The sequence below is a fragment of the Streptomyces misionensis genome, from assembly GCF_900104815.1.
Taxonomy (GTDB): Bacteria; Actinomycetota; Actinomycetes; order Streptomycetales; family Streptomycetaceae; genus Streptomyces; species Streptomyces misionensis.
On sequence record NZ_FNTD01000004.1, the window covers coordinates 1,974,905 to 2,001,376 of the forward strand.

At 73.0% G+C, this 26,472-nt stretch carries 23 protein-coding genes and 2 pseudogenes; 10 read left to right on the top strand and 15 right to left on the bottom strand.

Annotated elements, in window-relative coordinates; translation table 11 throughout:
- Positions 1-26 precede the first annotated feature (26 nt).
- A complete protein-coding gene (locus BLW85_RS10525; RefSeq protein ID WP_074991906.1) occupies positions 27-1,181 on the top strand; it encodes a type ISP restriction/modification enzyme in 1,155 nt (384 codons plus the stop codon).
- 37 nt (positions 1,182-1,218) lie between these two features.
- Here the strand turns inward: BLW85_RS10525 and BLW85_RS10530 are convergent, their stop codons facing one another.
- A complete protein-coding gene (locus BLW85_RS10530) occupies positions 1,219-1,929 on the bottom strand; it encodes a TetR/AcrR family transcriptional regulator C-terminal domain-containing protein (protein WP_070027936.1) in 711 nt (236 codons plus the stop codon).
- Between the two features lie 63 nt (positions 1,930-1,992).
- On the opposite strand from BLW85_RS10530, the gene BLW85_RS10535 reads away from it, so the two are divergent.
- The 3 genes from BLW85_RS10535 to BLW85_RS10545 are packed head-to-tail and all read left to right on the top strand — an operon-like array spanning position 1,993 to position 4,970.
- A complete protein-coding gene (locus BLW85_RS10535) occupies positions 1,993-2,949 on the top strand; it encodes an ATP-binding cassette domain-containing protein (protein ID WP_074991907.1) in 957 nt (318 codons plus the stop codon).
- Positions 2,946-3,725, top strand: a complete 780-nt coding sequence (locus BLW85_RS10540) for an ABC transporter permease (protein WP_070027938.1) — start codon at positions 2,946-2,948, stop codon at positions 3,723-3,725. The genes BLW85_RS10535 and BLW85_RS10540 overlap by 4 nt, the downstream gene beginning before the upstream one ends.
- A gap of 48 nt (positions 3,726-3,773) precedes the next feature.
- Positions 3,774-4,970: a CaiB/BaiF CoA transferase family protein gene (locus BLW85_RS10545; protein ID WP_074991908.1), complete on the top strand. Its 1,197-nt coding sequence runs from the start codon at positions 3,774-3,776 to the stop codon at positions 4,968-4,970.
- 159 nt (positions 4,971-5,129) lie between these two features.
- Here the strand turns inward: BLW85_RS10545 and BLW85_RS10550 are convergent, their stop codons facing one another.
- Both BLW85_RS10550 and BLW85_RS10560 read right to left on the bottom strand, forming a co-directional pair.
- Entirely contained in the window at positions 5,130-5,411 is a 282-nt protein-coding gene (locus tag BLW85_RS10550) for a hypothetical protein (protein ID WP_070027941.1), read from the bottom strand.
- Positions 5,412-6,003: 592 nt separating this feature from the next.
- A complete protein-coding gene (locus BLW85_RS10560) occupies positions 6,004-6,807 on the bottom strand; it encodes an SGNH/GDSL hydrolase family protein (protein ID WP_070027943.1) in 804 nt (267 codons plus the stop codon).
- 271 nt (positions 6,808-7,078) lie between these two features.
- Between BLW85_RS10560 and BLW85_RS10565 the strand changes: the two genes are divergently transcribed.
- The 3 genes from BLW85_RS10565 (at position 7,079) to BLW85_RS10575 (ending at position 9,257) form a co-directional block, all read left to right on the top strand.
- A complete protein-coding gene (locus BLW85_RS10565; RefSeq protein ID WP_074991909.1) occupies positions 7,079-8,173 on the top strand; it encodes a DUF5925 domain-containing protein in 1,095 nt (364 codons plus the stop codon).
- A gap of 15 nt (positions 8,174-8,188) precedes the next feature.
- Positions 8,189-8,959 carry a DUF72 domain-containing protein gene (locus BLW85_RS10570; RefSeq protein WP_070027947.1) on the top strand — a complete coding sequence of 257 codons (771 nt, stop codon included), beginning with the start codon at positions 8,189-8,191 and terminating at the stop codon, positions 8,957-8,959.
- A gap of 82 nt (positions 8,960-9,041) precedes the next feature.
- Positions 9,042-9,257 carry a hypothetical protein gene (locus tag BLW85_RS10575; protein ID WP_143060437.1) on the top strand — a complete coding sequence of 72 codons (216 nt, stop codon included), beginning with the start codon at positions 9,042-9,044 and terminating at the stop codon, positions 9,255-9,257.
- A gap of 70 nt (positions 9,258-9,327) precedes the next feature.
- Here BLW85_RS10575 and BLW85_RS10580 read toward each other — a convergent pair whose 3' ends face one another.
- Positions 9,328-9,696 carry a GntR family transcriptional regulator gene (locus BLW85_RS10580; RefSeq protein ID WP_070027951.1) on the bottom strand — a complete coding sequence of 123 codons (369 nt, stop codon included), beginning with the start codon at positions 9,694-9,696 and terminating at the stop codon, positions 9,328-9,330.
- Between the two features lie 71 nt (positions 9,697-9,767).
- Between BLW85_RS10580 and BLW85_RS10585 the strand changes: the two genes are divergently transcribed.
- Together BLW85_RS10585 and BLW85_RS10590 are read left to right on the top strand one after the other, a co-directional pair.
- Positions 9,768-10,697, top strand: a complete 930-nt coding sequence (locus tag BLW85_RS10585) for a GNAT family N-acetyltransferase (RefSeq protein WP_074991910.1) — start codon at positions 9,768-9,770, stop codon at positions 10,695-10,697.
- Complete coding sequence (locus BLW85_RS10590; RefSeq protein WP_070027955.1) at positions 10,678-11,178, top strand: ribonuclease FAU-1 family protein; 501 nt, start codon at positions 10,678-10,680, stop codon at positions 11,176-11,178. Before BLW85_RS10585 ends, BLW85_RS10590 begins: the two co-directional genes overlap by 20 nt.
- Before the next feature lie 16 nt (positions 11,179-11,194).
- Here the strand turns inward: BLW85_RS10590 and BLW85_RS10595 are convergent, their stop codons facing one another.
- Entirely contained in the window at positions 11,195-11,791 is a 597-nt protein-coding gene (locus BLW85_RS10595) for a class I SAM-dependent methyltransferase (protein ID WP_107409099.1), read from the bottom strand.
- Between the two features lie 148 nt (positions 11,792-11,939).
- Here BLW85_RS10595 and BLW85_RS40575 point away from each other — a divergent pair, with 148 nt between their 5' ends.
- Entirely contained in the window at positions 11,940-12,074 is a 135-nt protein-coding gene (locus BLW85_RS40575; protein ID WP_107409100.1) for a hypothetical protein, read from the top strand.
- 18 nt (positions 12,075-12,092) lie between these two features.
- On the opposite strand, the gene BLW85_RS10600 is transcribed toward BLW85_RS40575, so the two are convergent.
- From BLW85_RS10600 to BLW85_RS10645, 10 genes and pseudogenes are all read right to left on the bottom strand, one after another.
- A complete protein-coding gene (locus tag BLW85_RS10600; RefSeq protein ID WP_070027959.1) occupies positions 12,093-12,953 on the bottom strand; it encodes an esterase/lipase family protein in 861 nt (286 codons plus the stop codon).
- Positions 12,954-13,245: 292 nt separating this feature from the next.
- Positions 13,246-13,539: pseudogene (locus BLW85_RS40100) on the bottom strand (hypothetical protein); the annotation flags it as partial.
- A gap of 188 nt (positions 13,540-13,727) precedes the next feature.
- Entirely contained in the window at positions 13,728-15,038 is a 1,311-nt protein-coding gene (gene mycP / locus BLW85_RS10610; RefSeq protein WP_074991912.1) for a type VII secretion-associated serine protease mycosin, read from the bottom strand.
- A gap of 1,684 nt (positions 15,039-16,722) precedes the next feature.
- Positions 16,723-17,277: a hypothetical protein gene (locus tag BLW85_RS10615; protein WP_074991913.1), complete on the bottom strand. Its 555-nt coding sequence runs from the start codon at positions 17,275-17,277 to the stop codon at positions 16,723-16,725.
- 291 nt (positions 17,278-17,568) lie between these two features.
- Positions 17,569-18,579, bottom strand: coding sequence for a DNA polymerase Y family protein (locus BLW85_RS10620; protein WP_074991914.1), 1,011 nt, complete (start codon positions 18,577-18,579; stop codon positions 17,569-17,571).
- Positions 18,576-22,028: a DNA polymerase III subunit alpha gene (locus BLW85_RS10625; RefSeq protein WP_074991915.1), complete on the bottom strand. Its 3,453-nt coding sequence runs from the start codon at positions 22,026-22,028 to the stop codon at positions 18,576-18,578. Before BLW85_RS10625 ends, BLW85_RS10620 begins: the two co-directional genes overlap by 4 nt.
- A 241-nt stretch (positions 22,029-22,269) precedes the next feature.
- Positions 22,270-23,352, bottom strand: coding sequence for a S1 family peptidase (locus BLW85_RS10630; protein WP_074991916.1), 1,083 nt, complete (start codon positions 23,350-23,352; stop codon positions 22,270-22,272).
- Between the two features lie 340 nt (positions 23,353-23,692).
- Positions 23,693-24,592, bottom strand: a complete 900-nt coding sequence (locus BLW85_RS40105) for a S1 family peptidase (protein WP_070027970.1) — start codon at positions 24,590-24,592, stop codon at positions 23,693-23,695.
- Between the two features lie 285 nt (positions 24,593-24,877).
- A pseudogene (locus tag BLW85_RS40880) lies at positions 24,878-25,300 on the bottom strand (DUF1684 domain-containing protein); the annotation flags it as partial.
- 291 nt (positions 25,301-25,591) lie between these two features.
- Complete coding sequence (locus BLW85_RS10645) at positions 25,592-26,464, bottom strand: LLM class oxidoreductase (RefSeq protein WP_074991917.1); 873 nt, start codon at positions 26,462-26,464, stop codon at positions 25,592-25,594.
- Positions 26,465-26,472: the final 8 nt, after the last annotated feature.

A 26,472-nucleotide genomic window follows, 5' to 3' on the forward strand; every position in this document is an offset into this window, starting at 1 on the left:
CCCGGCCGGTGCCCCCGGCCCGTACGATGCCCAGCGTGCCGTACGACGACGACGCTCCGCTGCTGGCGGACCTCATGCCGTGGTCCGTCGCACCGCTGCGGCCGGGCCGCGCCTGGCCGACGGCGCCCGACCCCGACTCCCTGAAGGCCCGCTGGGACGCGCTGCTGAAGGCCGGACTCCCGGACCGCGAGGCGCTGTTCGAGCCGACCAGGGCCCGCACCCTGCACTCGGCCGTGCCCCAGTTGCCCGGCCGGGCCGCCGGCACCCGGCGCCTGGCCCGCGCGGAGGGCCCCTGCGCGGAGCCGGTACGGGTCCTCGCGGGCCCCTTCGACGAGCAGTGGCTGATCCCGGACCACCGGCTGCTGGACGCGGCCCGCCCGGAGCTGTGGCGCGTGGCGGACGCCCACCAGGTCTTCGCCGTGACGACCCCCGACGAGCGGCACCCGGTCCTGGCGGCCTCCCTCCTGCCCACCCTGCGCACCGGCCGCGTCCACCCCCTGTACCGCCGCCCCGGGGGCGCGGAACCCAACCTGGCCCCCGGCCTGCTGGACCTCCTGTCGGACCGCCTGGGCCTGCGGGTCGCCCCGCTCGACCTCCTGGCCTGGGTTCTCGCCACCGTCCGCTCCGGGCACACGGTCCCCCTGACCGACGATCCGCGGCTCTGGTCGTCCGGTGTGGAGCTGGGCCGGCGCACGCTCTGGCTGATGCGCCGCGACGGCGAGCGCCCCAAGCTGCCCGGCGGCCGCCGCCCCTACGTCCGCGCGCCCCTGCCGCCGCGCCCCCGGACCCTGCGCTACGACCCCGAGGAGGAGACCCTCCACCTGGACGAGGGCCGCGTCTCCCCCGTCCCCGCGGCGGCCTGGGAGTACGAGCTGAACGGCAGCCGCGTCCTGGAAGCGTGGTTCGCCGCGCGCACGGCTTCGGCCGCCCCCGGCACACTGGCGGCGATCGGCCCGGCGACATGGCCCCAGCCGTGGACCTCGGAGCTGCTGGAGCTGATCACGGTGCTGGCGCTGCTGGCCGAACTGCGCCCGCTCAGAGCCGAGTCGGGGCCGTCCGCGATCACGGCGGCGGACCTGCGCCGGGCGGGCGTCCTGCCGCCGCCGCGGGCCGCCCGCCTGCCCGCCTCGGTGCTGGATCTCCCCGAGGAGGGCCCGGAAGGGCAGTTCGCCCTGCTGTAGCGGCTCCGGGCAGGGGTTCCGGGGCGGCGGGGAGGGTCTAACGCGGCTCGTACGCGTCCAGGATGCGTGCGAGCGCCCGCTCGAAGACCGCCTCCAGATCCACCGGCCCCGAGGCCTCCGCGAACGCCGCCGCCATCCTCGGGTACGCCCCGGACGCGACCTGCCGGGCCAGGTAGGCCCCCCGCACCGCGGTCTCCTCCTCCTCCGACCACGGCAGCGCCCGCACCCGCTGCGCGCTGTCCAGTTCGTTGCGCACGTACGTCGTCACCACGCCGTTGACCATGGCGATGAGCTCCAGCTTGGTCCCGTAGGAGGCCGCCAGGGGTTCCAGACAGGCCAGGCAGTGCTCCAGGTAGCGCAGGGTGTGCGGGCTGAACCCGTAGACCGGTGACATCAGGCGCGGCAGCCACGGGTGCCGGTGCATCAGCGCCCGCGTCTGGCGCGCCACCCGCATCAGATCCGCCCGCCAGTCGCCGCACGGCTCCCACAGGACGTGCTCGGCGGCGGCCGCGTCGGCCATCAGCTCGTACAGGTCCTCCTTGCGGGGGACGTAGTTGTACAGCGACATCGTGCCGCATCCCAGCTCGGCCGCGACGTGCCGCATGGACACCGCGTCGAGCCCCCGCGCGTCGGCGATGCGGACGGCCGCCGCCGCGATGTCGTCGCGGGTGTACGCCGGCTTCGGCCCCCGCCCGGTGCGCTCGGGGCGCGCCCAGATCACCTCGGGAACGGCCCCTCGGACTGCCATCGGTCATCACCTCGGCCACCATCGTAGTTACGTACACCGTACGGAGTGCGCTATGGTCGACCCATGCCAACTACGTACGCTGTACTTAGTGAAGGTCTGGAGAAGCGCTTCGGCGCGGTGACCGCCCTGCGCGGCCTCGATCTGGCGGTGGCCCGGGGCACCGTCTGCGGGCTGCTGGGCCCGAACGGCGCCGGAAAGACCACCGCGGTGCGCCTGCTGACCACCCTGCTGCGACCGGACGCCGGGTCGGCGCGGATCGCGGGGCACGACCTGGTCCGCGAGGCCGCCGAGGTGCGTCGCCGGATCGCGGTCACCGGGCAGTACGCCTCGGTCGACGGCGATCTGACCGGCCGGGAGAACCTGCGCCTGTTCGCCCGGTTGCACCGGGTGCGCGGTCCGGCCGCGCGCGCCGACGAACTGCTGGAGCGCTTCGGGCTCACCGAGGCCGCGAACCGCAGGTCCGCCACCTACTCGGGCGGCATGCGCCGCCGCCTCGATCTCGCCGCGAGCCTGATCGGCCGCCCCGAGGTGCTCTTCCTGGACGAGCCGACCACCGGCCTCGACCCGGCCGGCCGCGCCGGCATCTGGCAGGCGGTGCGCGAACTCGCGGCACAGGGCACGACGGTGCTGCTGACCACCCAGTACCTGGAGGAGGCCGACCAGCTCGCCGACGAGATCGCCCTGATGGACCGTGGAAGGATCGCGCACACCGGTTCGCCCGCCGAACTCAAGGCGCGGATCGGCTCGTTCGCCGAGGCCGTGGTCGCCGACCGGGCCGCCCTGGACCGGGCGGCCGCCGTGCTGGACCGGCTCACCGGCCGCGAGCCGGTGTTCGACCACGCGCGCGGCTGCGTGGGCGCCCTCACCACCGACCCGACGCTCACCCTGCCCCGCCTGGTGCGCGAACTCGACGCGGCGGGCGTGCCGCTGCTCGACGCGAGTCTGCGCCCGCCCACCCTGGACGATGTGTTCCTGCGGCTGACCGGAGCGGCCGCCGAGACCGAGGAGCGTGCCGCGTGAGCGCGTTGGCGTACGACGGACTGGCCATGGCGGGACGGCAGCTGCGCCGGGTGCGCAACAGCCCGGGCCTCGCCGTGCTGACCCAGATGATGCCGGTCAACATGCTGCTGTTCTTCGGCTACGTCTTCGGCAGCGCGATCGCGATGCCCGGCCGCGAGTACCGCGCCTTCCTGGTGCCGGGGTTGCTGGTCGCGACCGCGGCGGGCGGCTTGATGACCGGCATGTTCCAGGCCGCCGCGGACACCCACCGGGGCGTGACGGACCGCTTCCGGTCGCTGCCGGTGAGCCGGGCCGCGGTACCGCTCGGACAGGCGGTCGCGGACCTCGTGGTGACGGCCGTCGGAACGGTGCCGCTGCTGCTGGTGGGGCTCGCCGTGGGCTGGCGGATCGAGGGGTCGGCGCTCGCCGCGGCCGGCGCGGTCGGGCTGCTGCTGCTCTTCCGGTTCGCCTGCACCTGCGCCGGGATCTTCCTGGGACTGCTCAGCCGCAGCGAGGACGCGGCCGGACAGCTCGGCGCCTCCTCCTTCGTGCTGCCGCTGCTGTCCGACGCGTACATCCCGACGGACCACCTGCCCGGCTGGCTGCGGACGCTCGCCGAGTGGAACCCGATCAGCGCGGTGACCACCGCCCTGCGGGACCTGTTCGGCAACGCGCCCGTGCCGCCCGGCGCCGCCTGGCCGGTGGCCCACCCGGTCGCCGGGTCGCTCGCCTGGAGCCTCCTGCTGATCGCGGTGTTCCTGCCGGCCGCGGTGCGCCGGTACGGCCGCGGCGAGTGACCGAGGACGCACTGACAAACCCGCGGGGCAGGGGAGATCATCCACCCCATGGACCAGCAGCCGCTGCCCTTGGAGGGCATCACCGTCGTCACCGTGGAACAGGCCGTGGCCGCGCCCTTCGCGACCCGGCAGCTCGCCGACCTGGGGGCGCGGGTCATCAAGGTGGAGCGGGTGGACGGGGGCGACTTCGCGCGGGGCTACGACACGGCGGCGCGCGGGCTCGCCTCGCACTTCGTGTGGTGCAACCGCGGCAAGGAGTCCCTCGCCCTCGGCCTGAAGGACCCGCGCGGCCTCGCGGTGGTACGGCGGCTGGTCGCGGACGCGGACGTGTTCGTGCAGAACCTGGCGCACGGCGCGGCGGCCCGGCTGGGGCTGGACGCGGCCACGCTGTGCGCCGCCCACCCGCGGCTGGTCGCCGTGGACATCTCGGGCTACGGCCCCTCGGGGCCGTACGCGGACAAGCGGGCCTACGACATGCTGGTGCAGTGCGAGGCGGGTCTGGTGTCGGTGACCGGGACGCCGGAGCGGCCGGTGAAGGCGGGGATCCCGGCGGCGGACATCGCGGCGGGCATGTACGCGTTCTCGGGGGTGCTGGCGGCGCTGGTGCGGCGGGGTGTGACCGGGCGCGGCGGGCCGGTGGAGGTGTCCATGCTGGAGGCGCTGGCCGAGTGGCTGGGGCATCCGCTGCACCACACGATGCACGGCGGTGAGCCCCCGGCGCGCACCGGGCTCGCGCACGCGGTGATCGCCCCGTACGACGCCTATGCCACGGCGGACGGCGGCCGGGTGCTGCTGTCGGTGCAGAACGACCGGGAGTGGCGCCGGCTGGCCGAACAGGTGCTGGAGCGGCCCGAGTTGGGCACCGATCCGATGTTCGCGACGAACGCCGCGCGGGTCGCGCACCGGACGGAGACGGACGGCCTGGTGGCGCGGGCGCTGGGCGCGCTGGGCGCGGACGAGGCCGTCGCGCGGCTGGAGAAGGCGGGCATCGCCTGTGCGCGGCTGCGGGATCTGCGCGAGCTGGCGGAGCATCCGCAGCTGGCGGCCCGTGAGCGGTGGCGTCAGGTGGGTTCGCCGGTGGGGCCGTTGCGGGCGCTGCTGCCTCCGGTCACGCTGCCGGGCGGGAAGGAGGCTCGGATGGGCGACGTGCCCGCGCTCGGACAGCACACCGGGGCGCTGCTGCGTGCCGTGGGGATGACGGACGACGAGATCGCAGCGTTGCGCCGGGACGGTGTGGCGGCCTGAGCGCGGGCCCTGGACGGGGTCCAGGACCGCCGGTTCGCCCGGTGAGCGCCGGGTGGGCGCTCAAAGGGACCGTTCAGTGACCGGCCAAGGGCCGATCGGGCTGTCGCGGGCGGGCCGGTGGCGGGGCGAGGGTCGCTCCGCGACCGCCTCGCGGCGGCCTCAGTGGCCGCTTCGGTGGCCGCCGAACAGCGAACGGCGCAGCCGGCGCAGCGGCGCGAAGAGCGAGACCCGGCCGACCCGCGCACGCCGGTCGCTGTGCCCCCGCCTGGGGTCGCGCGCCGTCAGCTCCCGCATCAGCGAGGTCGCCTCGACGGTCTTCTGCTGCGGTATCGCGGGACCGCCCAGCACCGCCAGGTGACGGTCGAGGCGCGAACTGGTCGCGCTGCTCCCGCACGTGATCGCAGGGACCCTGGCCCTGCTGCGCACTGTTATCTGTTCCATGTCACTCCCCACCCGTACGAGTCCACCCGGCCCGGGCAGAGTAACCCTATCTCCCCACTGGGGCACACGTGTATCTCGCCCACGGGATTCACCTTCCCCGTAAGGGGGTTGATCAACCCTCGGTGGCTACTCTCCGAATGCGACCGGTTTCAGGGCGAGTTGGACAACCGGCTGGCCGACGGCTCGCGCCCGGTCGACCGTCGGGCCCGACGGTCACGGCGCGTGACGCCCGTCGGGCGCCCGCCCCGCGTCGGCCGGGGTGGCGCCGCCCCTGCGGGGCCCCGGGGGCGCCGATCGGCCCCCGGGGATGCGGAAGCGATCACTCCATGGACCCGGCGGCGGGCCGGCCGCGGCGGGTGCCGGCCGGGAGCGTGGAACGTGGGCCATCTCACGCACCCGGACCGCGCGGTGGCCGGGGCCCCGCCCGGCCGGCGCCCCTGTCACCGCACACGGGCTCGTCCGCCGCTTCGCCGTGCCGCGGCGGACGAGCCTGGGAAGTTCCGGAAGTTCACATCGATGCCGTGGGCCCGTCCGCGGGTTCACCCTGAAGGGCGGGCCCGGTGCGGTCCCGTGCGGGGCTCACCCGTTCGGGTCAGCCGGCCGCGTTGGTGAGCGCCGGCAGGTAGCCGCCCGACTGACCGGCGGCGGTGGGGTGGTAGGACTCGGTGACGTCGAGGACGTTGAGGCTGTGCAGCCAGGAGTCGCCGGAGCAGATCTCGTGGCTGGCGAAGGCGGAGCGGACGTCGCCGAAGACGAAGCCATGGGCCTGGACGCGGGACTGGATGGTGCCGTCCAGGGTGTCGGCGGCGTTGTTGATGGCCGACCGCTTGGTGTCGGACAGGCCGAGGCAGGTCTGGCCGAGCAGGTAGAAGCGCGGGTAACCGACCACGACCACACGGGCGTTGGGCGCCTTGGAGTGGATGGCGTTGTAGACGGTGTCCAGCTTCCCGGGCAGCGTGTTGGTGATGTACGAGGTCGCGGTGGAGATCCGGGACAGACAGGTGCTGTCGGAGCTCAGCACGCAGGTCTGCATGACGTCCGCGAAGCCGGCGTCGTTGCCGCCGATGCTGATGGACACCAGCGAGGTGGACGAGTTGAGGGAACCGAGCTGGTTGGCCAGCACATCGTCGGTCGTCGCGCCCGAACAGGCGTTGAAGGCGAACGAGGCGGGCTTGTGCGCGGCGTTCCACAGGTACGCGGCGGCGTTGGTGCTGCGGTCGCAGTCACCGCTGGAACTGATGTAGCTGCCGGCACCGACGCCGGAGGCGTAGGAGTCACCCAGCGCCACGTAGCCACCGCTGTTGCTGGCCGCCTGCGCCGACGCCGCCTGCGTGAAGCCGAGGCCGAGGGCGAGGAGAAGCGGGGCAACCAATCCGGCAAGTCTGGAACGTCTCATGGAACCTCCCGAGTAGCAGGAACTCTGCGACAACTTGAGTAGCAACTACGCGCGTTGACTGGAAGTGTTCATGCCAAGAATTTTTGACTCTCCATAAGACCGTCGCCAAAGGTTTACCGCTCACCTATTGCGCGTACATGCCAAGTGTGGTGACAAGGCGTCAGCCGCCTCCGGCGGAACGGGTTTCCAGGGACCGGCGCATCCTCGGGACACCCGGGACAAGCGGTGGAAATGCCGTGCGCGCGGGGCATCGGTGACGGATCATGGCGACATGCCTGCCAACCCCCACGACGCTCTGCCGATCCGGCTCCACGTCGACGATTCCGACTCGCCGTCCGACGTCGTCGACGCGCTGTTCCTCGGCCGTTTCGCGACGGGCGAGCAGCCGTACTCGCACGCGGCGAACATCGACCGCGTACGCTCCGGCGCGACCCTGCTGCCCGAGGGCGCCCAGGTGCTGCGGGTCGCCCGGGACGACGACCGCAGCGCCACCCTCGCCGAGGGCGACGGCTGGACCCTGCTGGTCTCCCGCTGGAACCGGGGCGCCGACGTCACCGTGACCGCGACCAGCCCCGAACTGGCCCAGCGCATCCTCGACCAGGCCACGGACGGCGCGGCGGACGAACCCGAACCCCAGCCGGAGAACGTGACCATGGGGTTCTGGTACGTCTCCCCGCGCCGCGGCCCGCACCGCACCACCCGGCAGATCTCCGCGGGCACGTGGTCCGAGATCCGGCCCAACTACACCGCGCCGGTGGCCGAGGCGATGGACCGGCTGATGAAGACCACCCCCGAGGACATCGCGGGCCGCCTCCTGCTGCTGCACGGCCCGCCCGGCACCGGCAAGACCTCAGCCCTGCGCACCCTGGCCCGCTCCTGGCGCGACTGGTGCCAGGTCGACTGCGTGCTCGACCCCGAGCGGCTCTTCTCCGACGTCGGCTATCTGATGGACATCGCGATCGGCGAGGAGGACGGCACGGGCAAGGGCCGCTGGCGGCTGCTGCTCCTGGAGGACTGCGACGAACTGATCCGCGGCGAGGCCCGGCACACCGCGGGCCAGGCACTGTCCCGGCTGCTGAACCTCACCGACGGCCTGCTCGGCCAGGGCCGCAACGTCCTGGTGGGCGTCACCACCAACGAGGACCTGGAGCGGCTGCACCCCGCCGTGGTCCGGCCGGGCCGCTGCCTGGCCCGTATCGAGGTCGGCCCGCTCACCCGCGACGAGGCGGTGAACTGGCTCGGCACCGAGGAGGGCGTCGGCCGGGAGGGCGCCACCCTGGCGGAGCTGTTCTCGCTGCGCCGGGGCACCGCACCGACCTCGGTGCCGGGCGCCCGCAGCGGCGCGGACGCGGGTCTGTACCTGTAGTGCTTTGATGAAGGCGTGACCCTGTTCGTCGGCACCTCGGGGTGGCAGTACAAGGACTGGCGGGACCTCGTCTATCCGGCCGGGGTCCCGGCGCGGCTGTGGCTGGAGGAGTACACCCGCCTCTTCGCGACGGTGGAGATCAACAACGCGTTCTACCGGCTGCCGTCGTACGACACCTTCGCCGCCTGGCGGGTGCGGGTGCCGCCGGACTTCGTGGTCGCGGTCAAGGCCAGCCGGTTCCTCACCCACATCAAGCGGCTGAAGGACCCCGAGGAGCCGGTGCACCGGCTGATGACCCACGCGGCGGGCCTCGGTGACCGCCTCGGCCCCGTCCTGCTCCAGCTCCCGCCGACCCTGCGGGCCGACCCGGACCTGCTGGACGCCTGTCTGGCCCGCTTCCCGGCCGGTACGAGGGTCGCGGTGGAGCCCCGCCACGACTCCTGGTGGACACCGCGGGTGCGCGAGGTGCTGGCCGCCCGGGGCGCCGCCCTGTGCTGGGCGGACGTCCTGGCCCGCCCGGTCACCCCGCTGTGGCGCACCGCCGACTGGGGCTACGTCCGCTTCCACCAGGGCCGCGCCCGCCCCTGGCCCCGCTACGGCCGGCGCTCCCTGGAGACCTGGGCCGACCGCATCGCCACGGCCTGGCCCGACGGCGAGGACGTGTACGCCTACTTCAACAACGACCCCGGCGGCGCGGCGGTGGCGGACGCGGTGGCCTTCGGACGGACGGCGAGAAGGGCGGGCCTGCCGACGACACGGACGCCGCAGCCGGCGGCACACCGGTAGCGCGCACCTGGTTTCCGTGCCGTCCGGAGGCCCCGGTATCCGTGGATTTGACGCGTTGCCCGCGATCCTGTCTGCTGCCCCCATGTCTGAAAGCACGAGCGCCGACGGCGCGTCCGCCACCCCGGGCGGCAGCTTCGAACTCGACTTCGGGGTCGTCCACTTGAAGGCGCAGAACATCACCGAGCGCGTCCAGTTGCTGCTCGCCTCGACGCTCTCGGTCGCCGTCCTCGGAGTGCTGTCCATGGGCATGTGGTCGATGGCGCGGGACGCGCGCCGGGACGGCGAGGAGGACGACTAGCACGCCTCGCCCTCGGCCGACGTCCTCGGCGTGAGGCAGTCGGCGGCTTCGGCGTGGGCAGCCGGGGCCTTCAGTCCCCGTACGCCGCCCGCAGCGCGTCCCGTACCGCCGCCAGCGCCTCGTCCTCCCCGAGCCCCAGCCGGTGGGCCCGGTCGGCGTAGGCCTGCGCGGCCAGGGACGCCTCGCGCTGCGCGGCCGACCCGGCGGCGGCCACGTACGTGCCGCGGCGCCCCCGTGTCTCGATCACCCCGTCGCCCTCCAGCGCCCGGTACGCCTTCGCCACCGTGTTCACCGCGAGCCCCAGGGACTCGGCCAGCCCCCGCACGGTCGGCAGCCGGTACCCCACCGGCAGCACCCCCGACCGGGCCTGCTCGGAAATCTGCGCCCGCACCTGCTCGTACGGAGGCGCGCTGTCATCGATGCGGATCTTCAGGCTCACGGCCCCGATTCTCCCGCACCCGCGGAAAAATGAGAGGCACGCCCGCACGTCTGCCCGTACGGTCCCTGCCCATGACAGTGATCGTGCGTGACCTGCGTCCCGAGGCTCCCGGCGACACCGAGGGCTTCGCCCGGGTGCGCCGACTGGCCCTGCCGTACATCCTCTTCACCCCGGACTCGGTCCGGCACAACGCGCTGCACACCCATCCCGACGCCCGCTACCGCCCGCTGGTCGCGGAGGAGGACGGCGAGGTGACCGGCACGGCCCAGGTGCTGCTGGCGTACGACAGCGACGAGCCGGGCCAGGGCCTGCTGAACGTCTACGTCCGCCCGGACCGCGCGGGCCGCGGCGCGGGCGGGCTGCTGCTGCGCACGGCCGAGGAGTACCTCGCCGCGATCGGCGCGACCAAGGTGTACAGCTGGGTCCTCGACGAGCCGGGCAACCGCGCCTTCGCCGAACGGCACGGCTACCGCGCCGGCCGGTCCGCGCACTTCCTGGGCCTGGACCTGGCGGGCACCGCGCTCCCGCCGCTCCCGGCCGCACCGCCGGGCGTCGAGCTGCGCGCGGCCGCGGAGTTCGCGGACGATCCGCGCCCGCTGTTCGAACTGGACGCGGAGACGCTGCGGGACGAGCCGGGCGAGATCGCCTACGAGTACCGGGACTACGAGGACTGGCTCGCCCGGACCTGGCACCACCCCCTGCTGGACCGCGAGCTGAGCATGACGGCGTGCGTCGACGGCCGTCCGGTCGCCTTCAGCGTGGCGTTCACCGACGGCGACGGCCGCTACTGCAGCGCGATGACCGGCACCGCCCGCGCCCACCGCGGCCGGGGCCTGGCCAAGCTCGCCAAGCTGCACTCCCTGCACCGCGCCCGCGCCGCCGGCGTCACCGAGGCCTTCACGGGCAACGACGCCGGCAACGACCCCATGATCGCCATCAACAAGTGGCTCGGCTACCGGATCCGCGCCACGGAGGTCCACTATGTCCGCGAACTCTCCTGAAACCGCCACCGAGTTGACGATCGCCCTGGTCAAGGGCGGCCGCACGAAGATCCGTTATCCGGCCGGGCTGCTCGGGGACGACGGCACCCGGATCGTGGTCCGGGCGCCCTGGGCGGGCTCCGGCGTCCGCGACTTCGGCTTCGTCCGATTCGAGCCGGGCGATGTGTTCACCGAGTACTACTGGCGCGACCGGTGGTACGCGGTGAAGGAGGTGCGCGCCGAGGACGGCTCCGTCAAGGGCTGGTACTGCGACATCACCCGGCCCGCGGTGCGCACCGGCGCGGAGCTGGTGGTGGAGGACCTGGACCTGGACCTGTGGCGCTCGGCGGACGGCGGGGACGTACGGCGGCTGGACGAGGACGAGTTCGCGGCGAGCGGGCTGGCCGAGGCGGACCCGCGGGCGGCGCGGGCGGCCGTGGCCGCCCTCGACGAACTGGAGCGCCTGGCCCGCGAGGGCGGCTTCGCGGAACTGCTGGCCTGAGACTCGCCCTTGCGTCTCACACGGCCGCCACCACCGCGTACCGCTCGTCGGTCACCTCCTTGCCCCAGAGCACCGGGTCGCCGGACAGCCGCTCCACGCGCACGTCGGCCGTCAGCGGCGCGAGCAGCGCGGTGAGCCGGCCGGCGGGTATGCCGACGGGGTGCAGGGTGCCCCAGACGCCCTCGACCAGCACGAACCGGCCGTGCGGGCGCAGCAGCTCCCGCCAGTGGCGCAGCGCCCCGGCCGGGTCGGGCAGCGCCCACAGCACGTGCCGTACGAGGACGACGTCGAACCGGAGCTGTCCCACCGGCGGGGCCTCGGCGGGTCCGCACAGCACCCGCGCGCGGTGGCCGGCGAGCTTGGCGCGGGCCCGCTCGACCATCACCGGGGAGAGGTCGACGGCCGTCACCCGGTGTCCCTGCCCGGCCGCGAGGAGCGACAGGCTGCCGGTGCCGCAGCCGAGGTCGAGCACGTCGGCGGGGTGCCCGGGCAGCCAGGACCGGAGCCGGGCCGCCCAGGCGGCCCGCACCTCGGGGTCGCGCAGGCCGTGGTCGGGTTCGGCGTCGAACCCGGCGGCCTGTGCATCCCAGTCCACGGACGGGGCAGTCGTCACTGCGTGCTCACGCTCATCGGTCCTGGCCGGAGAGTGACACACGCCACTGACAGTGCCGGATCGATGAGGAACTCTCACCAGCAGCGACCGCCCCCGTGACACCACGGAACGACGACACGGAACCCGGTGGTCGCCGAAGGAGGCACCGATGCGCCGTACGACCCTGCACAAGCCCCTGAAGAGGACGGACAGCCGCCGCATCCGCGAGGAGGCGGAGGAGCGCCCCGCGGGGCGGCCGGAGGTGCGCAAGGACGTCGCACGCACCTGGTGGCCCGACGGCTGACCCCGGTGCGCGCCCGCGTCAGCCGACGGCGGAGGCGCAGGTGGTGGGGCTCGCGTGGGCCGGGTCGAGGGCGTTCGCGACCTCGTGGAACGCGATCCGGTCGGTCAGGGCGATCGCCAGGTGCTCCGAGAGGTCGAGCGGGCACAGGTCCTGGAGCAGCACGTTGCGGACGTCGGAACCGCTGAGGTACTGGCTGCGCCAGGGCGTGGCCACCTCGTCGTACTGGGTCGCGATGACCGTGTAGTGCACGCCGGGCACGGTGTCGCCGTCCGCGTTGAGCTTGGTGAGGAAGGCGGAGCCGGGTATCTGGTCGGCGAGGCCGGGGGTGGTGGCCTTGACCAGGTCCTCGGCGCCGGGGAAGTAGGGCAGCAGGTTGGTGAGGCCGCTGAGGGTGGCACCGTGGTTGTCGGGGGCGATGCCGACGAGCGCGCCGACCTTGGCCGCGCCACCGAGGAACTTCAGGTAGTAGCGGGGCATCATGCCGCCCTGCGAGTGCCCGACGAGATCGACCTTGGCGGCGCCGGTCGCGGACCGCACCTGGTCCACGAAGGCCGACAGCTGGGCGGCCGACTGGTCGATGGGACCGAGGCCGTGGAAGACGGGGACGCCGGGGAGCTGACCGTAGTCGAGGGAGAAGACGCAGTATCCGCGGGCCTCCAGGTAGGGGGCGAGGCCGAGCCAGTTGTCGACCGAGTTGCCGAGGGTGCCGTGCACCAGGACGACGGGGCGGGGGTGGGCGGCGGAGGGCTTGCAGGAGTAGTCGTTCCAGCCGGTGTGGACGGCGGTGTCGGCGTGCGCGGCCGTGGCGGGGAGGGTGACGGCGGCGGCGGACAGGAACAGGGCGGCGAGGGGTCTGAGCACGCGCTTCCAGGGCAGCATCGGGTGATCTCCTTGCGGGTCAAGGGGTACGGCGGCGGCCTGTCCCGGTGATCCGGATCACGAGGATGCTGTTCATTCGTCAAGTTACGAGCGGGTAGCCGGACTGTGAAGTTACGCGCGGGTAAAACTTCCGGCGGCCATGGCCGGCTGACCCCCCGTCACCGGACGGGCCGCACCGGCCCCCGGGACGCGATCCGCGCCGACCCCTCCCGCGGCGCCCGCGTCTCCCCCTCGCCCGGCAACCCGCCCCAGGCCCCGACCGTGGGCCAACTGAACCGCTCCGCGGGGCGGTTCACACCGCCGTCGGCCGGCCGACCGTCCTCGGGCGTGCGCCGCGGGACAGGCGGAGCACCGGGCCCGGGGTCACGGCGGCCGGGCGGACCGCGTCGGGGCCGAAGCGGCGGCGGGCCCGGTCCGCGGCGGCCTCGGCGGCGCGGGCGCGCTGGTCGGTGGGGTCGAGGGAGAGCTGGCGGCAGGCCTCGGCGGCCGGGCGCAGGCCGTCGGCGCGCAGGGTGAACGCGCGGACCCTGGCCCGTTGCAGCCCCAGGCAGGCCAGCAGCCCCAGGGCCGCCGCGGCGAGGGCCGGCCTCCCTCACCGTCCACGATGACAGAGCCGCCGTGTATGTGGCCGTAACTGGGGTCGTGGGTCAGGGTCCTGTGGGTGCGCCCGCGGCGCCGCTTCCTCCCGCACCCGCAGCGCTGTCCAACCGCAGCCCGTTCTGCCGGCGGGCCAGCGCGTCAGCCTTCAGTTGCTCCCACTCGTTCCATGCCATCTCAGGGCCTTCCCCCGTAGTTGCTGTCCCCATACCACGGCGTCTGTCCCGGCCCAGGCGGCATGGCTACGGGAGCCTGGGCTACCGCCGCCGCACGTCGGCGCCCGCGTACCGCCCCAGCCGCGAAAGCCCCACCCGCAACCACGACAACTCCCGCCCCTCCGAGAATCCATGGCAGTGCGGAGCCGCCGCTCCCATACGCGGATGCTGTCGGCGATGGGCTGCTGTCATCCTTGGCGGAGGCCGTGGCCGACCCGTTGGGTGCCTTGGATGCCGCTTGCTCGAAGTCGGGCAGTGGGTAGACGTCGGCCGGGCCGGGGTCGCCGGGGTCGCTCAGCGCGATGCGGGGGCGGATGGCGCCGTATCCGAGGTAGTCGGTGCGCTCCTTGCCACTGGTCGGTTTGCTCGCGGTGTCGAGCATGACCCGCAGGACTTGGTTGTTGGTCCAGTTCGGGTGTTTGGACCAGATCAGGGCGGCGGAGGCGGAGGCGAGGGCTGTGGCGTCGCTGGTGCCATGTGAATTGCACAGTTCCGTTCCGCCGAGACAGGCGGAAACAATGTCTTCGCCCGGCGCGACCAGGTCGACCTGGGGGCCGTGCTCGGACTCTTTCGTCGCCTTGACGTCTCTGTCGATCGCTCCGACACCCACCGCACCCGGTGTAGCTGCCGGGTACTGCGGTGCGTTGAGGGTGTCGCCGTCGTTGCCCGCGGCGGCGAAGATCAGCTTGCCTCTGGAAAGCGCGTAGGCGACGGCGTCCGTCAGCGCCTGAGATTGCGCGGTGCTCCCCGCCGAGATGTTGATGATCTGGGCATCGGATTCCGCCGCGAACCGGATGGCCTTCGCCGCTGCGGTGGGAAAGTCGTCCTGATTGCCGTCGGTGCGGTTGCGTTCGATGAAGCCCGGGACTCGTATGGGCATGATCCTCGTGCCCGGGGCCAGGCCGTACGAGCCCGTGGTGGCGCCTTTGGCACCCGTGCCGGCGATGAGGGTGGCAATGACGGTGCCGTGACCGTCGTAATCCGTGCGTTCGTCACCGGCTCGCTTGGAGAAGTCCTTGCCCGCGACGACCTGACCACTCAGGTCCGGGATGTCTGCCTGGACGCCGGTGTCGATCACGGCAATTGTGATTCCCTTGCCCGTGCTGGTCTTCCACATCTGCTCGGCGTGCATGGCATCGAGGTACCACTGCCGCTGGCGGACGGTGTCTGCGTGGGCGGGGGTGATGGCGAGGCTCGCCAACACGGCCCCGACGGCTGCGGATGCGGCCCGGCTGCACCATCCGACCTGCTTGCTGCGGCTGCGCATGGTCATCCTTCTCGTCCTATGTCTCCGTCGGGCCCTTTCCAGAGCGCTTGTCGCGAGCGGACCGGTCCTCGCGCTTCGAGGCGGTGGAGGCACCTCCAGGTGCTCCACCTCGGCGTGACAGCCGTTCGTCTCCGGGTGTTCCCTCTCCGGCTCGAACATCGCGCGCGGTGAATCCCGTCCGGCCACGCCCTCGCGATGGTTCGGGTTGGCCGCCGACGATCCCATTGGACGAAGCGGGCATGCGCCCTCTTGTCGCGCCCTCCCGCTCCCCTGCGGAATTCTCACCGCGGGCCGGCGTGGCCCCTGCGGCAGAGTGGCCCGGTCCGGCACCGCGGTTCCTGAGAGGCTGCTGCTGGTTCGGAGTGCCTCCCATGACGTTGCCGCGCGGAATCGCACCAGCAGGCCGTCCTGAAGTCGGCGAGACAGGACGACCGCCCGTGATGCCACGGGCGGCCCCAACGGCGGGGGAACCGACGGCCCCGCGCCCGGTGCCGGGCTGACCGCCAGTCTCACCAGGGCCGAACGGACCGGCGAATGCACGCCTTGGGGCAGGCGGATCCGTCGATGTGCCCGGCCCAGACGGCGTAGCCAGAGGGCGTCGGCCCTCGCTCACGGGAGGCTCGCCTCCGCCCCGAACGCCTGGCGGGAGCGGTGTTCCAGCCCCAAGGGCAGGGGGGAGCGGCGCTGGCGCTGAAGGCAGCCGGCCGTCCGGGCCGCTTGGCGAGGGGGGCGGTGCCGAAGGGGAGGCTGGAGGCGCTGGCGAGGGCGGCAGATTCTTTACGGTGTCGATCGCCGTGTTCGTCGGATCCGCATGAGGCCGTGGCTGTGTGTGTGCGATATCGGGCAGACCGGCCGGGTGATGTGCGTCTGTCAGGTGGTGTGGCACGGACGCCCTCGGCACCTGGCCCGAATCGCTCATGCCGGAGCGGACGTTTTCCTGCCGCCGCGGTACCTCTGCTCGCGCGGGCGTCACCGTGTTTGTCCCGCCGCCAGTGGCAGGGGCAGAGATGTGGGATTCACCGCCGCGTGAATCTGGCACAAACCGCTCCGGCAACTGCGGAAACTTCGGTGCCTCAACGGCGTTGATCTGCTCCGTCGACGCGGTATACGACTGGGCGAGTTTCATCATCAGGCCGCCTGCCTCCGCCTGGGAGTTGGCGAACCGAGTCTTGGCCTTCGTCACCGCGGAGTCCGACGGACCGCCACCGTGACTGCCGACATCAGTCGCCTTCGCCGCGTGAGAGTCCAGGACCGAGCGCGCGCTGACACTCTGGTTCCGCAAGATCTCCAGCTGCGGCTTCACCTCGTGCAGCGTGTCCGCCGCGTGCCCCAGCCACTTGCCCGCATTCTCGCTGTAGTCGCCCAGTCCCAGAGTGGCCAGTGCGGCCTGGTAGCACCAGGTTCGGAAAGCCTCGCCGCCCTCACCATCCCACTCGACTGCCAGGCTGTGAGTCAGCAGATCGCCACCGATCTCCTTGATCGTCCCGGCCGCCTCCGTCAGGAGCACACCGAGATCACTGACCGTCGGCCCGTCGGCCGACTCGACCATGGCCCACAATTGTTCGGGATCCTGGACCAGGAACCGGGCCTGGCCGGCCGTCTCCCACATGCGGTCGGCAAAGTCAGACATGGAGCCGCACCACCTGTCCTGTTGAGAACGTCCCGCCGTGCTGCCACGACATCACGCACATCACAGATCACCAGCCTGCGAGTCCGACGTGGGACCATGCCTGTGCCGGTCGGGCCCCTCCGCCTTGCCGTTGCTGTGCCCATCCACTCCGAGCCGAGCCTCGTCGTAAGCCAGCTCCTCCGCCTCGACACGGATGCGGTGCAGGCGATCGCGAACGTCATCATCGAGGTCGTGATAGTTGCTCTTCGACGCGTCAACGGTGACCATCAGCCCCTCGATCTGCAAGGCCAGCATCCTCGACAGGTGCTCCAGCTGGGAATGGACACTGCTGTAAGCACTATGGAGCGCGTCGGCTTCGTGGAAGTTACCCAACCGTCCCGTCGGCAGGGATCCACCGGCGATCCTGTGTGGGGCAGCCTTCGACTCCTCCAGGCGGGTCAGGAGGCCATCCACTCGGTTCTTGAAGGTTTCCAGCGTCTCGCCCTCGACACGCAGCTGCGAGACCATGGCCGCACCGACACCTGCGATCGGGGCGATACCGGACGCGGCAAGCGCACCGGCCGCCGCTTCCTCCGCAGCGGCAATTGCCTGCGGGTCCTCCCCCTTGTCGGCCATCACACCTTCCCCCGGACTACCAACCGTCAGCGAGCAGTGCCCTGTCACTCCCTGTGTCGCGCCCCTGCCGATTCCGTGAGCAACAGAAGCAACTCAGGCACGATAGCGGCGATGTCACTTCCCGGCCGAGTCCTGACATCCCAGCAGGTCACTGCTGGCTGAAAGATGACCACGGCCTACGTCACAACCGTCCCTTGCTCCCGCATACGGCCAAGCTGACCCAGTGGGCCGGGCCCCGCTGAGCATGCTCGCCGAGATCGGCAATATCCCTTCGAACTCACGACAGCCGGCTCACCTCCGGGCTGGGTTCCGGCCCTGGCGATCACCAGCCAGGGCGGCGGGATGCACAGCTCCTGAACCGAAGCGGCGGCGAGCCCGGTCCGCGGCGGCTTCAGCGGCGCGGGCACGGTCGTCGCCGGGATCCAAGGAGAGCTGGCGGTGGGCGGTGCCGGCCGACAGCAGGTCGTCGGCGCGGATCGCGAAGGAACGAACCCGTGCTCGCTGCAGTCCGAGGGCGGTCAGCAGTCCCAGCGCTGCCGTGGCAAGGACGGGTGAGTGATTGGTGGGTTCCGGCAGTGTGCGGGTGCGCGTGGTGGAACTACGGTCGGCGTACCGCGCCGTCAGGGTAAGTCGGCTGGTGATCTGGGCTTCACCGCGCAGACGTTGACCGACTCGGTCGGCAAGCCCCAGTACCGCTCGATGCTGTTGTGCCGGGTCGAGACAATCCCGGTCGAACACAAGGTCGGCGACCAAGTGCGCTGCCGGTTCCGACGGGGTGACCGGACGGGGGTCGCGACCACGGGCACGTTCGGACAGCAGTCGCGCCTGGCCGGTGCCGAGGAGGCGTTGCAGGGTCGCCGGGGGCAGGTCGGCGATCTGGCCGATGTGGTGCAGGCCGTACCGGCCGAGGGTCGCCGCCGTGGTGCGGCCGATCCCGGGCAGCGCGGTGACCGGGCGCGGGTGGAGCCACTCGGCGGCCCGGTCGGCGGGCACCCAGGTGGTCTCCCCCGGAGCCGACGCGTCGGCCGCCATGGCCGCCAGCATCCGGTTGCCCGCGAGCCCGGCGCTGCTGTCGATGCCGTAGAGGGCCTTCAGCCGCATCATCGTCGTCTGGACCAGGTCGTAGGGCGACAGGTCGAAGTACCGCAGCGCCGAGGTCAGGTCCAGTTGGACGGCGTCGGGCGGCACGGCCTGCACATGGGGCGTGATACCAGACACCAGTTCGATTACATCGCCGTACTGCTCCTCGCTCAGCGCGGCGTGCAGATGAAGATGGGCGATGTGCCGCTGACGGATGCTCATCCCGCGCTCCCCGGACTGGTGTAACCGAACTTCTTCAGGTCGGCCGACCGGCTGCCGGCGGGCAGCAGATCGGCGTACGGATGCAGCCGGGCGCCGGTGGTGCCGTTGGCCAGGGTGCGCCGCGGCTGGGCGGGCGTCGGGTGCGGGCGGTGCTCGCCGAGGAGGGCGAGCGCGGCCTCGGGGCCGTGGTCCCGGCGGGCGGCGGCGATCCGGTCGAGGTCCCAGGCCATGGTGCCGACGACGGTACGGCGGGTGCCGCGCACCTGGACCGTGCCCCGCACCAGCAGCAGCCCGCTGTGGAAGACGGTGTACGCGCAGGCCGGGTGGGAGTCCTCGAAGAACGCCAGGTCGACCAGGCCGGAGCCGTCCTCCAGGGTGACGAAGATGATCCGTCTGCCGCTGGCGATCGGCGGGGTCTGGGTCGAGGCCCGCACCCCCGCCACGAGCACCCGCTGCCCGGCCCGCAGCCCGGCCAGGTGCGCCGCGTCGGTCGCGCCGATCTCCCGCAGCAGCCGGTGGTGGTGCTCCATCAGGTGCCGGGAGACGTCGATGCCGAGGCTGTTCAGCTCGGCGCCGAGCGCCTCGCGCCCGGTCATCTCCGGCAGCCCGCTCGGCTCCACCCCGCCGACCGCGCCCGCGATCAGGGGGAGTTGCCCGGTGCCCGCGGACCGGCCGCGGGCGGCCCGGTGGAGCTCGGCGATCTGGAGCAGCAGATCGCGGCGGGTGAGCCGGCCGTCGTGCAGACAGCCCAGCGCGCCGATCTCCGCGAGGCGCTCGGCGACCGGCCGGCTGGGCCGGGCCCGCTGCCAGAGGTCCGACAGCGAGCCGTACGGCTGTCCCTCCTCGATCCGCGCGCACTCCTGCTCGCCGATCCCGTGCACGGCGGACAGCGCGAGCCGTACGCCCCACTGCCCCCCGTCGGTCTTCTCCACGGTGTGCCGCGCCCGGGAACGGTTGACGTCGACGGGCAGCACCGGCACCCCGCGCCGGCGCGCGTCGGAGACCAGGACCCGCTTGGGCCACATCCCGGGGTCGTGTTCGAGCAGTCCGGCCAGCAGGAACGCCGGATGGTGCGCCTTGAGCCAGGCGCTCTGCAGGGCCGGTACGGCGAAGGCGACGGCGTGCGCCCGGCAGAAGCCGTACGCCCCGAAGGCCTCGACGGTCTTCCACACCTCGTCCCGCACGGCCGCGTCGTAGCCGCGCGCGCGGGCCCGTCGCTGGAACCACTCCCTGATCTCGGGCAGCCGTTCCTTGTCGCCGAGCGCCCGCCGGGTGATCTCCGCGAAGGCCCGGTCGCACCCGGTCAGCACCCGCAGCGTCTCGATGATCTGCTCGTGCCAGATGGTCACGCCGTAGGTGTCGGCGAGCACCGGCTCCAGGTCCGGGTGGGCGTACGCCGGCGCGCCGCCGTGGCGGGCGGCGATGTACCGCTCGGGCATGCCGCCCGCGACCGGGCCGGGGCGGAAGAGGCTGATGTCGGCGATGACGTCCTGCTGGTTGCGCGGCTGCAACCGGGACAGCAGGTCCTGCTGGCCGGGCGACTCCAGCTGGAACAGGCCGAGGGTCTGGCTCTCCTGGATCAGCTTGAACGCGAAGACGTCGTCGAGCGGCACCTGCGCGGGATCGTCCAGGTCGATGCGTTCGCCGGTGGTCCGTTCGATCTCGGCGACGGCATGGGCCATCGCGGACTGCATCCGCACGCCCAGGACGTCGAGCTTGATGTTGCCGAGCGCCTCGATCTCCTCCTTCGCGGCCATGGCCATGGGGTAGTCGCCCTGCGGGGTGGGCTGCACCGGCAGCCGGTCCAGCAGGGTGGCGTCGCTGATGACCACACCGCAGGGGTGCATGGCCATGCCGTGGACCAGCGAGTCGAGCCCCTCGGCCAGTTCCCACAGGGGCCCGAACCGGGGCGCCTCGGCCGCCAGCGCGCGCAGTTCGGGCAGTTCGGCGAGGGCGCCGGTGATGTCGGCGGCGCGCAGGTGCGGGAAGCTCTTGGCGATCCGGTCCACCTCCGCGGGCGCGATGCCGAGGGCGAGGCCGGTGTCCCGCAGGGCCCGGCGGGCGCGGTAGGTCTCGGGCATGGCGGTGACCGCCACCCGCTCCTTGCCGAACCGTTCGAAGATCGCGTCGTAGCACTCCAGACGGCGCGCGGACTCCACGTCGATGTCGATGTCGGGCAGCGAGGCCCGGCGCACGCTGAGGAAGCGTTCGAACAGCAGGTGGTGGTCGAGCGGGTTGGCGGTGGCGATGCCCAGCGCGTGGCAGACCAGGGAACCGGCGCCCGAGCCGCGGGCCGCGACCCGGATGCCCTTCGCCCGGATGTCGGCGACGACCTGGCCGACGGCGAGGAAGTACGAGTCGTAACGCAGCCGGGAGATCACGGCGAGTTCCTCGTCGAGGCGGGCGAGCGCCGCCGGGTCCCGGTCGAGGCCCCGCCGGGCGAGGCCCTCCTCGCTGCGCCGGCGCAGCAGCCGGGCGGCGCCGTCGGCTCCGGGTTCGGCGCCGAACAGGGCGGGCTCCGGGAAGTGCGGGGTGCCCAGGCCCAGGTCGGGGCCGGGGTCGAGGGTGCACTCGGCGGCCGTGGCGGCGGTGTCCGCGAGCAGCCGGCGGGCCCGCCGCTCGTCGGCTCCGGCGCACTCGGCGACCATCCGGGCGAGGACCGTCATCTCCCGCTCGCCCTTGAGCCAGCGCTGCCCGCTGTCCAGGCGGCGGCGGTCGATGGGCCGCAGCAGCCGGGCGGCGTCCAGGACGTCGGCGAGGCGGTGCTGGCCGGGGTCGGCGTAGCGGACGGCGTTGGACAGGACGGCGGTGGTGCCGGTGCGGTCGGCGAGCGCGAGGGTGCGGGCGGCGAGCCGCAGGGACCCCGGACCGATGCCCGAACGTTTCTGCGCAACGGCTTCCAGCCGGACCTCCCGCCCGAAGATCTCCCGCCAGGGCGCCAGCAGCCGCACCGCGACGTCCTCCCGGCCCACCGCCAGCGCCCGCACCGGCTCCGAGAGCGGGCCGAGCAGGACGATCAGGCCGGGGCCGCCGTGCTCCCGCAGCGCGGTCCACGGCACCACGGGGGCCGTGCCGCCGAGCGCGTCGGCATGGGCGGCCGAGGTGATGCGGCACAGCCGCGCCCACCCCTCCCGGTCCCGGGCGAGCAGCACGACCCGCAGCGGCGGCTCGACCACGTGGGCGCCACCGCGCGCCGGGGTGCGCCGGCGCTGGGCGGGCGGCGGCGGGGCGATCCCCTCCACCGCGAGATCGACGCCGAGGACCGGCCGCACCCCTTCCTTCGCACACGCCCGTACGAATCGGACGACGCCGGTGACCGTGTCCCGGTCGGTGAGCGCGAGCGCCTCCGCCCCCCGCTCAGCCGCCCTGCGCACCAGCTGCTCCGGGTGCGCGGCGCCATAGCGGGCGGAGTAACCGGACGCGACATGCAGATGAGCGAAGCCCGCCATGCCGCACCTCCCTCACACCCACCCCTTTTCAGCCATTCCATCCGATACGTTCATCGTACGCTCGTTCGAATACTGTAACCCCATCGCCGCCGGTCAGCGACTTCATTCGAACAAGTAGGCGATCAATCGCGAGGAGTGAGCGGTGGCCGGAACGGGACGGCGCGAGGAGCGGGGGCGGAGACGACGACGCCCCGCCCCGGGGAGACCGGGGCGGGGCGTCGGGAGGGGAACCGGGTGACGGTCAGCCGATCTCGGTGCCCGTGGCCGTCAGGGCCGCGGTGACCGGCTGGAAGAAGGTCTCGCCGCCGGAGGTGCAGTCACCGCTGCCGCCGGAGGTCAGACCGATCGCCTCGCTGCCGGAGAACAGGGAGCCGCCACTGTCGCCGGGCTCGGCGCAGACGTCGGTCTGGATCAGCCCGCCGACCGTGCCCTCCTGGTAGTTCACGGTGGCGTTCAGGCCGGTGACCGTGCCGTCGTGCACATGGGTCGTGGACCCGCTGCGCGTGACCTTCATGCCCACCGTGGCCTCGGCCGCACCGGTGATCTTCTGGGTCGAGCCGTCGTACAGGTCGACCTCACTCGGGTGGTCGGCGCCCGAGGTGTACTTGACCAGACCGTAGTCGGTGCCCGGGAAGTGGGACTCCGCGTTCTGCCCGATCTCGTTGCCGTCGGCGTCCGACCAGCTGGAGATGGACGCGGTGCAGTGCCCGGCGGTCAGGAAGTACGGCTGCCCGCCCTTGACCACGTTGAAGCCGAGCGAGCAGCGGCCGCCGGAGCCGTTGATGGCGTCGCCGCCGGCGATGAAGGGCTTGAACTCCGTTTGGGAGCGCTTCAGTTCGACCTTGCCGCCGAGCCCCTCGACCACCTTGCTCAGCTTGGCCCAGCGCGCGCCGGTGACCGACTTGTCGGCCGTGACGACCACCTTGTTCGACACCGGGTCGGTGGCCCAGGACGTGCCCGGGATGGTCGCGTCCTTCTTCAGCGTCGCGCGGGCGCCGTCGAGTTCGGCGAGCGAGTGGGCGACGATTCTGGCCTTGGCGCCCGCGGCCTCGACGGTCTTCGCGGCGGTCTCGTCGAGCACGTTGACGACGAGACTCTTGGCCTTGGCGTCGTAGTAGCTGCCCGCGGCGCCGCCACCGAGGTGCGAACTCAGCGTGGAGGCCAGGTTCGCGGCCGCCGGAGCGGACAGCGGCCGGGGCTGCGCCACGGACTTCGCGGGCTCGCTGGCGTTCGCATTCTGCAAGGTGACTCCTGCCACGGCCAGCGCGGCGATGCCCGCGCCGGTCATGACGAGCCGCCGCCGGGGTATGCGTCGGTGCTTCAACTCACGTCCTCCTGTGGGGGATGGCCATGCGGGTTGTGGGGACCCGACGACCTGAAGGCTGGTTGACGGGCGCCCACTCTTCCGAACCCCACAGGGGACACACAAGACCGACTTCCGGACGCGCGTGGCAACGGCTTGCGTACACCTGTTCCCGCCTGACCGTCCGTCACCGCCCAGGGAATTTCGCGCCGCAAACACTACGAGCGAGTAACACTCACCCCAACGTGACCGGAGCGCATGGCTTGTTCCTTTCCCCTTCCTTCACGCCCCGGGCACGAAGAAGCCCCCGCACACACGGATGTGTGCGGGGGCTCGCCACGACCGTGGCCGGAGCGGGGGGTCAGGGAAGCGTGACGCCGTAGTAGCTCAGGGCCTCGGTGACCGGCTGGAAGAAGGTCGTGCCGCCGGAGGTGCAGTCGCCGCTGCCGCCGGAGGTCAGACCGTAGGCCGTGGAGCCGTTGTACAGCGGGCCGCCGCTGTCGCCGCCCTCGGCGCAGACCGTGGTCTGGATCAGGCCGGAGACGATGCCGTCGCTGCCGTAGTTGACGGTGGCGTTGAGCGCGGTGACCTTGCCGCTGTGCGTACCGGTGGTGGAGCCGCGCCGGTAGACGGTCTGGCCCACACTCGGGGTGGCCGCGCTGGAGATGGTCTGGCTGCCGACCGCGCTCGGGTGCGCGATCGAGGAGTTGGTGTACTTGACCAGGGCGAAGTCATTGCCCGGGAAGCTGTAGCCCACGTTGGTGCCCAGCGTGGTGGTGTGCCCGGAGTTGCTGTACCAGGTGGAGGCGACCTGGCCGCAGTGTCCGGCGGTCAGGAAGTAGTACGTGCTGCCGCTGTGCACGTTGAAGCCGAGCGAACAGCGGTACTGGCCGCCGTAGATGGCGTCGCCGCCGCTGATCAGCGGCTTGAACGTGCCGGCCGTGTGCTTGATGGTGAGCGCGCCCGCGTCGGTGCCGGCCTGCTTCTTGATCTTGGCGATCTCGGCCTGGGAGACCGTGCTGTCGACGGTGACGACGACACGGTTGGTCGCGGGGTCGACGGCCCAGGCGGTGCCGGGGACGTCCGCCTTCATCACCGAGTCGCTCGCCTGGGTGAGCTGTGCGGTGCTGAACGGGTGGGCCTCGCTCGCGTTCGCGGTGGGGGCGGCGAACGCGGCCGCGGCCAGGAAGCCCGCGGCCACGGCGACCAGCCGGGTCCGTCTCGCCGTACCGCCGCGGGGAGTGGTGCGCTTGATCCTCACTTCTCGTTCCCTCCAAGGGAAGTAGGGGGCCCGCGTGGGGTCGGGGCCCGGTGAGGCGCAGCCAGGGGTGCCACCGGATTGCGATGTACATGTCCCTGACAACCGCTGAACGGGAGTATTCGGCCGAACGCCCGGTAGGCACAAGGGTGCCTTTCGGCCGTCGGACTTTAGACCTCCTTTGCCCAAAGGCCGCCGCGCCGTGGCGTTCCGGCGCCCAAGCGGCGTCCGCTCCCCCGCCCGAACGGCCACGTCCGGCGTGTCGCCGGGCGGCGGGAAGGGGCACGGTGCGTGCTCGGCGCAGGCGCGGGGCGGGAGTCGGGCGCGGGGGGAGCCGGCGGTCGTACGGCCCTCGCCGCCCGGCGCGTCCACGTACGGGAAGCGGAACCGGAAGCCGCCGTCTTCGCTGGTGGCGTCGGCGAGGACCGCCCACGGCGGCCCCTCCCCCGGCACGCCGCCCTCAGCGTCCGCCCGACACCGCCCGGGGCGAAGGAGGGTTCCCCGGCGGGGACGGACCCACGGGCGCGGCCGTCCGCGTCGCCGACCCGTACGGTGCGCCGCGCGTCGTACGCCGCGAAGCCGCCCGGCACTGCCCGGCACTGCCCGGCCGGGGTCGTACGCGGTGGCCTCGAAGCCCCGAAAGGCCCGGCGGGTCCCGGCTCCGAAGTCGCGGACCCGCACCCCCCGGACGCCCTCGCGGACCAGCACCACCCGTCGCCCCTGCCGAGCCGGACGCGCCCGGCGGCCTCCGGGCCACCACCGGCGACCAGCCGGATCTCCCCGTGGAAGGGCCGGCGGTGCACCCGCGGCCCGTCGGCCCCGGCGGCCGCCGGCACAACACCCTGACCGTCCGCCACCCGGTTCCCCGGAATGTCCGGAAGTCGCCCCTCCGGATGGTCTTCCGGCCAAGGGTGGCGGTCAGGGCGAGCGGCCCGCAGGGGGCCGTGACCGACTCCTCCCGCTTCCGGCGCCGCCGCTTCCCGTCGTCGGCGGCGCCGGTGGTCACGCCATCTCCTCCTTCTGTCCGCCGGTTCGGTGGGTGGCGTTCTCCCCCCGGGCCAGGCCCAGGTGCTCGCGCAGGGTGGCGCCGGGATAGAAGGTGCGGAACAGGCCGCGGTGCTGGAGCAGCGCCACCGTGCCGTTGACCAGGCGTTCCAGATCGCGGCGCGGCTCGACGGGGACCAGGTGGAAGCCGTCGGCGGCCCCCTCGGTGTGCCAGGCGGCGACCAGCTCCGCGAGGTCGACCGGCCCGCCCCGGTACAGCGGGCCCATCGGGCTGGGCCGGGGCCCGCCTCCGCCGTGCCCCGGTTCGGCCGCCTGCTCACCGCCGCCGAGGTCGACGCGCAGGCTCACCAGGACCCGCAGCGCGGCCGGATCGCGTCCCGACGCGGTCGCCGTCGACCGCAGTTCGTCGCAGACGGCGGCGGCCTGCGCCGGGGTCTCGGCGGGCACCAGGGCCACGTCCGCGTACCGGGCGGCGGCCGTCCGGCCCTGCTTCGTGTCCGCGTCGACCACGCGGACGGGGTGACCGTGCGGGGGCCGGGACACCGGCCCGGCGACCCGGCGGGCGGGCGGCCGGGCCCCGGCCCGCGGCACCACGATCCGCCAGCCGGCCCGGCCCCGGCCGATCCAGTCCGCTCCGGCCAGGGCGGCCGGCGCCGGCCAGGGTTCGGCGAGGGCGGGCACCAGCCCGATCCGCCGGGTCGCCGGCACCACCCGGCCCAGCAGGTCCAGCGCCTCGGACCCGGGCCGCCCGGCCGGGTCGCCCAGGGTCACGAAGTCCAGCCGGCCGTGCTCGGCGAGCCGTGCCAGCTCCGCGTACGGCCCGGCGCCGGGGCCCTCGGGCGGCTCGACGGCGGCGGCCAGATGCAGCATCCCCCGCC